This is a genomic window from Nocardia sp. 2TAF39 (genome assembly GCF_052114905.1).
GTDB lineage: Bacteria > Actinomycetota > Actinomycetes > Mycobacteriales > Mycobacteriaceae > Nocardia.
In genome coordinates this window covers 1-7144 of the sequence record NZ_JBFRFQ010000095.1, presented here as the reverse complement: position 1 = coordinate 7144, position 7144 = coordinate 1, and the positions used below count along the sequence as shown (strand labels likewise).

The window sequence follows — 7144 nt, the reverse complement described above, 5'->3', positions numbered from 1 at the left end:
ACTCGGATGGATCGCCACCGTCCGGGCCGACGATCTGCCCGGTCTGACCTCTTTCGCCAACGGGCTCGAGTCCGACCTGAACGCCGTCACCGCTGGCCTGACCGTCCGCTGGAACTCCGGTCCCGTCGAGGGGCGCGTCAATCACATCAAGATGATCAAGAGGCAGATGTTCGGCAGGGCCGGCCTTCCACTGCTACGCAAACGCGTGCTTCTCACGGCCGCACAACGATGACGCCAAAGACCTTCAGCGCAAATAACTTTCGTCACGGAAAGTGAGCCAGATCCTGAAATTCAGTGCCTCCGGCGTCACCGTACCGATCGGGCTCGGCGTCGGAGCGGCTGGTCTTCGGTGCCCTCGACGCCTCGAAACCGTGTTCGCGACAACGATTCTCGCCGCCATCATGATCGGCCCACCCGACAACGGCGCTATCACCGCCCTGGTGGTCGCCATCGCGGCGCTGATCGTGCAGCTCACGCTGGTCCGGCCGTGGCTGACCCGCCGCAGCGATGCCGTGCTCGCCGGTCACGACGCGCCCCGCTCGCGCGGCCACTACGCGTATGTGGCGCTGGAAACGCTGAAAGTCGCCGCCCTTCTCGTCGGCGGCATCCCGTCCTGATCCACAGCGTGTCATGAAAAGTCCTTGTCGTGGCCACAGACGGTCGGTCCCAGAAGGTGACCCACCAGCGGATCTGGGGCGGCGGGGCACATCACCGAGACGCACGTCGTGCGCACTCGGAAGGATCGGAAGGAATCGACAGACAGAGCAATCGACAGACAGAGCAGAGGAGAACAGCAGATGAACGACACCACCGTCTATCCCGCCGCGACCCACGCTATCGGTGTGTGGCGCCGGGAATTGGCCCCCGATATCCATCAGGCGTTCGACGAATTCAGCCGCCAGGTTTTCGCCGACGGCGCGCTGCCGCGCAAGACCAAGCAGCTCATTGCCGTCGCGGTCGCGCACGTCACCCAATGCCCGTACTGCATCACCGGACACACCACGCTCGCGCACCGCGCCGACGCCAGCGACGCCGAGATCATGGAATCGATCTGGGTCGCCGCTGAGATGCGCGCCGGTGGCGTGTTCGCCCACTCCACCGTGGCCCTGCACACCCTGGCCGAACACGCCCATGGACACGCCGGCTGAATCCCGGCCCGAGCACCCGAAGAGACCCCGCGATCGGCGACGCGACCCCGCCATCGAACAGAGCCAGGTGCGCAGCCACCGTCGCGAGCGCCTCGGCGGCCGTTGATCGTCGTCGGCGTCGACACCTCCCTGGAGTCCCAGCACGCTCTCGCCTACGCCGCCGGCTCCGCCCGCCGCATGCACGCCACCCTGCTGGACGCCCACATCAGCACACTCGCCCCCACCGCCTCCCTCGCCAGCCTCGCGGCGATGGGCACCGACGTCACCACCGAACTCGCCGCCGCCCAGATCACCACAGCGCGCGAGCTGGCCGGCGAGATCCTCCACGACCTGCCCGTGCCCTGGTCCTTCACCGTCCCCTCCGGCGACGCCGCCATCGAACTCGCGCGGCTCGCCGCCGACAACAGCGCCGACATTCTCGTCGTCGGCCGGTCGAGCAGCTGGCTACACCGCCTGGCCGGATCCACGCCCGCGCGGCTGCTGCGCAGAGCCCGCTGCCCGGTCACCGTCGTGCCCTGACAGCGGGTGCCGCCCACCCACCGATCCGGTCAGCCGATCGGATCGAGCACCAGAGCCTGACGGCGCTGATGCACAGTCAAATACCGCAACCCGTGCGGACCGGCGGCGAACACAGGCCGCTACCGCCGACGCAACCACACCAGCGCACCGCGCGGATCAATTCGAAATCGCCGAGCTCGGTGGTCAGGGTCCCTGCGCCGTCGAGCACGTGGACCAGCACATCCAGATCCGGGTCGGTGTGCGCGTCGATCCGCCCCACGGGGCAGAAGTACCGAAATGCCTTGTCGGGATGCCCAACCCGCAACACAACCCACAACCTCTGCATATGGCCCCGACAGACCACATCGTCCACCACCACAGTCCCTCCAGCCCGAGACAGGCGAGCCTGGGCAACGACACGAGAGCTGACCGCCTCGGGGTGCTCGGCCAAACTGGCCCCCAGAACCCTATGACGACCGGATCGCGCTACGACGCGGCGTTCTGCCCCCTGAGCTTCCTTCGTAGCATCAGGACGCCAACGTCAGTGCAACCAAGGGCACAGTTCTCGTTCCAAGCGAGTGACCAGCGCACATCAACATCGGCGGACCTGTTGTTCGACTCCCAATCCATCCAGTGCCTGTGACCAGGAATGATTTCACGGACGGGGCTGGATGAACAGCAGATGAATTTCGCGAGAGAACAGACGTCGTTGATGCCGACGCCGAGGACCGCGAGGTCCCACAGGATCTCGCCATGCGCCCCTTGGACTGTTCGCCGGGGCCGAAGACGTTGGTGTAGCGCAGCCCAACGCAGTCCAGGCCGAATGCCCCCGCGCGGCGACGCATCACCCGATCCATCACGAGCTTCGATTCCGCGTACGCGTTGAGCGGGCCCGAGCAGCGCCCTCGATTGTCGGCGTCGGATTCCAGCGAGGAAACACCTTGCGGCACAATGCCGTACACGCTGCCCGACGATGCGTACACCAGACGTATCCCGGATTCGGCGCACGCGCGCGCGATCCGCAGCGGCACCGTCGCGTTGCACCACCGCAGCCGCTCGTCATCCGGGGCGAGAGTGTCGCTGATCGCCGCCTGATGGACGACTACCGCGAATTCCCCTCCAGCGACCCGCGCCAGCAGCGCCGGGGCGGGGGCGTCTGCGGTGATCGACTCCCACACCCGGCCCTCGTGGGCCGGGTGGTGGTCGACCCCGGTCACCATCCACCCCGCCGCATGCAGACCGGCGGCCGTGTGGCTGCCGATGAACCCCGCCACTCCCGTTACCAACACCGAGCGGGTCATGACCGCACCATCCGCCCGGCCGCAGCACGCTCGATCAACTCACTCGTCGACACCCCATCCAAGTACGGGCCGAAAACGACCTGGCCCCCATGGCGCTGCACCACCGCAGCCTCGGGCAGCTCGGTGGCACCGTAGTCGCCGCCCTTGATCCAGATGTGCGGCCGCACCTGCTCCAGCAGCTCGGCGGGGGTGTCCTCGTCGAACACTACGACCGCATCCACGCACGCAAACGCCGCCAGCATCGCCGCCCGCTGCGCCTGCGGCACAAGAGGCCGGTTCGAGCCCTTCAACCTGGCTAGGGAGGCGTCGCTGTTGAGCAGCACGATCAGGCAGTCCCCCATCGCGCGCGCAGCCTCCAACAGCTGGCGGTGCCCGTCGTGCAGCACATCGAAGCAGCCGCCGGTAGCCACCACCCGACCGCCCGCCGCGCGAACCCGCTCCGCCACCGCGACCCCGTCAACATCGCGATCACCCCGCGGTCGCGGGCCTGGCGGGCGGTGTCCGGCCACATAGTCAGCGGCCACGACGACTGCGCGTTGTACCGCTGTCGACGGGATCCGTGCGCGGATCAGCTCTTCCAACAGCGCGACCGCGAGCCGGTCGCCCGCCCCGCAAGCGTCGCCGTGCTCGCGCCGCGGTGCTGGGAACACCTGCGCGGGATCGGTGTCGGAGCCGACCAGGACCGCGCCGCCGGCGCCGCGAGTGACAACCGCATGCCCGCATCGCCACCAGGATCGCAGGTTCCGAGCCCGGCGGACATCGGCATCGAGATCACCGGCAGCAGCCTCTTCTCCACTGAGGTGAGCGGCTTCCTCATGGTTCGGCACAACAACGCTCACCCGCTCGACGGGGGCCGGTCCGTGCCGGTGCGGATCCCACACCACTGGCATACGCCGCGCCACGGTCGACAGCAGCGAACGCAGCCGAGGTTGCGCGGCCACCCCGCGCCCGTAGTCGGCGACCAGCACCCCGTTCGCCTCGGCGAGCGCCTTCGCGCCTTCCGGCGGCGGATCGCCCACCGGGCACGGCGGTGCAGAATCATCGACCATCACCAGGGTCTGGCCCCTCGCCTGCATACGCAGTTTCACCGGCGTCGGCCCCATGGTGCCGAGGTCGATCACCGATACCCCCGCCGCGGCGAGGTCCGCGCGTATCCGCCGCCCGGGGTCGTCGTCGCCGATCGCGGTCATCAGCGTGACCTCGCAGCCGTCTGCGGCGGCGAGCATCGCGGCCAGGCCCGCGCCGCCCGGCCGCCACTGTCGCGACACCGCGCTCAGCACCGGCACCGGCGCCTCCGGCGACACCCGCGTGACCTCACCGCACCAGTCGCAGTCCGCCAGCACATCACCGACCACCACCACGCGCCGAACCTGCTCAGCCACCGTGCCGTTGGACTGTGGGGCGATCGGCATCGAACCCGACGGGGCGGAGGACAGGGCCGCATCGACGGCCGCGCACAGTTCGTGTGCGATCAGCAGATGGCATTCCTGGATTGTCGATGTCGCCGAGGACTCGATGGCCACCACCTCGTCACACACCTGTGCCAGCGCGCTCCCGGCGGGTCCGGTCAGTGCGAAGGTGAGCATTCCCAGTGCGTTCGCCTCCGCGGCCGCCGTGATCACGTTCGCGCTGCGCCCGGAGGTGGAGATCGCGACCAGCACATCGCCTTCGCGGCCGTGCGCGCGTACCTGCCGTGCATACAACTCGTCGAATCCGTAGTCGTTGCCGATCGCGGTCACCACCGCCGAATCGGTGGTCAACGCCAACGCTGCCAACGGGTTCCGCTCGGACTCGAACCGGCCCACCAGCTCGGCCACCAAGTGCTGTGCCTGCGCTGCGCTTCCACCGTTGCCGACCGCCAGCACCCGCCCGCCTCGCCGCAGCCGGTTGGCCAGCATCTGGCCCCATGACCTGACCTTCTCCAGGTCCGCGCCCTCCAGCGCCGCGGAAAGCTTCGCGACGCGATCCGTACCGGATTCGTTCATAGGGCTCTCCACCGCTCGATCCTTCACCAACGAATCTCCCTGCAAATCAAGACATTTGATGTGAAATGTGGTGGGCATTGGCCCGATTCGACCCCCGTCATCGCATTCGCCCGACTGCGGCGGAATAGCGCACTTCTGCCGCCTACGGCGGCTTCCAGCCGAGCCGCTGCGGGCGGCGCTGGTCGAGGTCATCGGTGGGCCGCCAGCGGTGCGCCGCGACCAGCCCAGGCTTGATAAGATCGCAGCCCGACAGAAGGGCCGCGACCCCCTTGCGACTGCGGGGCCGGAACTCAATTCCCTTATCGGCGTATATCTCGGCCGCGCGGTCGACCACAGCGGTGTCGACATCTCGGGCACATCCTTCTACTCGATGAAAAGTTGCTGACACGGAAGAGGTTTCATCTCTGCGGTCACCCTGTCGTCGACGGTCACCCGCGGCCGTCCCAGGCGCTTCGCATCCTGGGCGAAGGCCTCGGCGGCAGACCGCTCTGCTCGGTAGTGCTGAATCGGCACTCCCGGCATGTCGAAGTCAACGACCAGGCGGCACTCCATGACCTGTCAATCGGCCTGCGGTATGCCGGTCCACTGCGGTAATCCCTCGGCGATGCGCCGCACCGTCTCCTCATCTCGGGAGAACGGCCGCGGCCCCTGCCCGTCGAGCTCGTCTCGGGACGCCACGACCGTCGCCCGCATCTCACTCAGCCGCTCGAAATACGGCGGCAACGTCGCCCCTGGATCACGCTGCGGCAGAATATCTGTCATGACTGAACTCCTCGCGCACGTAGCGAGCAGATTGGGCCAGCAGCGGCCCGGGCGCCGCCATCAGTGTTTTCCATGGACCTCAGAATCGGTGCATGTTGGCCTGCCCGGAGCTGCCGCTTCACCGCGTTGCACTGACGTTTTGATGACCTTCGGTGCTGGCCTCTGCTTTCGAGGCGGCCGCTCGATGACACACTGACCGCGTGGAACTCGACGGGTCGCCGATCAGCCAGTCCGAGATCCCAGCAACGTACTCATGCAGCACAGCTGTCAACTCTGCAGTGCCTACCTGATCGGTCCGCTCAGATCCCGGCAACGCCAGCTCGCAGCGGGTCAGGGTCCCGCCAGCCGGACTACGGTGGCGCTTCACGGTGCCGCCGCTGTCCGGGTCAACGAGCTCGATCACCTCGCCACTGACCGGTTCGTCGGAGTGGTCCCGTGATTCCCAGACCTCGACCGCCAACGTCGCGGCCAGCGGCGGACGGACCACCCGGACCTGGAGCCTGTTGGCGTCAGCCGTCACGTGACTCACCGCCGCACCGACGAGCAGACGCATGAGCGAATCGACCGGCTGGACCAGGCTGCTGAGACCCGCACGCGAAAGCCCCCAGTGCGTGTGGGACAGCACCACACCAACAGGGTCAGCGAACGCACCGACCGTGACATCGACTAAGGTGCCTGGCTGGTCATCAAGACTGATCTCGCCCAGCCGCGCCAGACTTCGCCCTTCCCGCAGCTGTGTAGCCGGCGAATCGGCATACACCACCAGCAGCGATGGACATGCGTCCGACATCCTTCGCAACATCAAGTCTCTTGGTACACCTAGGCCGTCGAAATGCTGCGGCGACGGAACGAGCAGATATGTCAGCTCACCATCGCAACCCGCCAGCGCGTCCAGCAGCATCCACAACGCAGTTGTCGGTGGCGGACTGCCCAGCACCCGATTCAGGACAATCTCGCGGCGGGCGGCGGTTGCTCGTAACTGCTCACGGTTGCCTGGGGTCAACATCTTCCACCACACTTCAGCTGGTGGCTCCAACTCGGCGAACACTCGCCCCTGAACCGAACCCCCGCAATAGCGGGCCAGCTCCTCGAACATGCGCATAACCTGACCTGCGCGGTCACCGACCAGTGACAGCTGCAGGTACCCGAACGTAGGCGTCATCGCGTCATTCCTTCATCACCAACCTGCCAGGAATGCCCCGCGCTAGGCGTGACCATGTGCACACTGCGCCTGTGTTGCGACGATCCCAATCCGTGCGGCACACAGCCCACAGCCGAAACTGCTGCACTGCGTGGACGTGAACTAGTGTGTCGGTCCCGAAATTGCAGCTCTAATTATCTATGGTGTTGGGGTGGCGGGTTTCGGGCGTAGTGATGTCGAGTTCGTACTGGCCGGTGACGAGCGGGACCAGCTTGTCGCATGGTCGCGGGCGGAGTCGTCGCGGTTGGC

At 67.1% G+C, this 7144-nt stretch carries 10 protein-coding genes; 4 read left to right on the top strand and 6 right to left on the bottom strand.

What is annotated here, in order from left to right; all coding sequences use genetic code 11:
- From AB4Z47_RS30225 to AB4Z47_RS30210, 4 genes are all read left to right on the top strand, one after another.
- Positions 1 to 232: transposase (locus AB4Z47_RS30225; protein WP_441956053.1), on the top strand; the 232-nt coding region annotated here is incomplete at its 5' end.
- A 40-nt stretch (positions 233 to 272) separates the two neighbouring features.
- Entirely contained in the window at positions 273 to 617 is a 345-nt protein-coding gene (locus AB4Z47_RS30220; protein WP_441956051.1) for a hypothetical protein, read from the top strand.
- Between the two features lie 180 nt (positions 618 to 797).
- Positions 798 to 1148 (top strand): carboxymuconolactone decarboxylase family protein, encoded by a 351-nt coding sequence (locus tag AB4Z47_RS30215; protein WP_441956050.1) that lies wholly within the window; start codon positions 798 to 800, stop codon positions 1146 to 1148.
- A gap of 102 nt (positions 1149 to 1250) precedes the next feature.
- Positions 1251 to 1667 (top strand): universal stress protein, encoded by a 417-nt coding sequence (locus AB4Z47_RS30210; RefSeq protein WP_441956048.1) that lies wholly within the window; start codon positions 1251 to 1253, stop codon positions 1665 to 1667.
- Positions 1668 to 1743: 76 nt separating this feature from the next.
- On the opposite strand, the gene AB4Z47_RS30205 is transcribed toward AB4Z47_RS30210, so the two are convergent.
- The 6 genes from AB4Z47_RS30205 to AB4Z47_RS30180 all read right to left on the bottom strand — a co-directional run bounded on the left by AB4Z47_RS30205 (position 1744) and on the right by AB4Z47_RS30180 (position 6595).
- Entirely contained in the window at positions 1744 to 2025 is a 282-nt protein-coding gene (locus AB4Z47_RS30205) for a hypothetical protein (RefSeq protein ID WP_441956046.1), read from the bottom strand.
- A 148-nt stretch (positions 2026 to 2173) separates the two neighbouring features.
- Positions 2174 to 2947, bottom strand: coding sequence for an NAD-dependent epimerase/dehydratase family protein (locus tag AB4Z47_RS30200; RefSeq protein ID WP_441956044.1), 774 nt, complete (start codon positions 2945 to 2947; stop codon positions 2174 to 2176).
- Positions 2944 to 4932 (bottom strand): PfkB family carbohydrate kinase, encoded by a 1989-nt coding sequence (locus AB4Z47_RS30195; RefSeq protein ID WP_441956042.1) that lies wholly within the window; start codon positions 4930 to 4932, stop codon positions 2944 to 2946. Before AB4Z47_RS30195 ends, AB4Z47_RS30200 begins: the two co-directional genes overlap by 4 nt.
- 142 nt (positions 4933 to 5074) lie before the next feature.
- Positions 5075 to 5320 carry an SAM-dependent methyltransferase gene (locus tag AB4Z47_RS30190; RefSeq protein ID WP_441956040.1) on the bottom strand — a complete coding sequence of 82 codons (246 nt, stop codon included), beginning with the start codon at positions 5318 to 5320 and terminating at the stop codon, positions 5075 to 5077.
- 170 nt (positions 5321 to 5490) lie between these two features.
- On the bottom strand, positions 5491 to 5694 hold the full coding sequence (locus AB4Z47_RS30185; RefSeq protein ID WP_441956038.1) for a hypothetical protein: 204 nt from the start codon (positions 5692 to 5694) through the stop codon (positions 5491 to 5493).
- Positions 5695 to 5812: 118 nt separating this feature from the next.
- The gene (locus tag AB4Z47_RS30180; protein ID WP_441956036.1) at positions 5813 to 6595 is read right to left on the bottom strand and encodes a hypothetical protein; all 783 of its coding nucleotides are present in this window, start codon (positions 6593 to 6595) and stop codon (positions 5813 to 5815) included.
- Positions 6596 to 7144 lie beyond the last annotated feature (549 nt).

Coding starts and splice junctions, on each gene's coding strand:
- AB4Z47_RS30215 (WP_441956050.1), top strand. CDS start 798: ATGAACGACACCACCGTCTATCCCGCCGCGACCCACGCTATCGGTGTG.
- AB4Z47_RS30185 (WP_441956038.1), bottom strand. CDS start 5,694: ATGACAGATATTCTGCCGCAGCGTGATCCAGGGGCGACGTTGCCGCCG.
- AB4Z47_RS30195 (WP_441956042.1), bottom strand. CDS start 4,932: ATGAACGAATCCGGTACGGATCGCGTCGCGAAGCTTTCCGCGGCGCTG.
- AB4Z47_RS30180 (WP_441956036.1), bottom strand. CDS start 6,595: ATGCTGCTGGACGCGCTGGCGGGTTGCGATGGTGAGCTGACATATCTG.
- AB4Z47_RS30200 (WP_441956044.1), bottom strand. CDS start 2,947: ATGACCCGCTCGGTGTTGGTAACGGGAGTGGCGGGGTTCATCGGCAGC.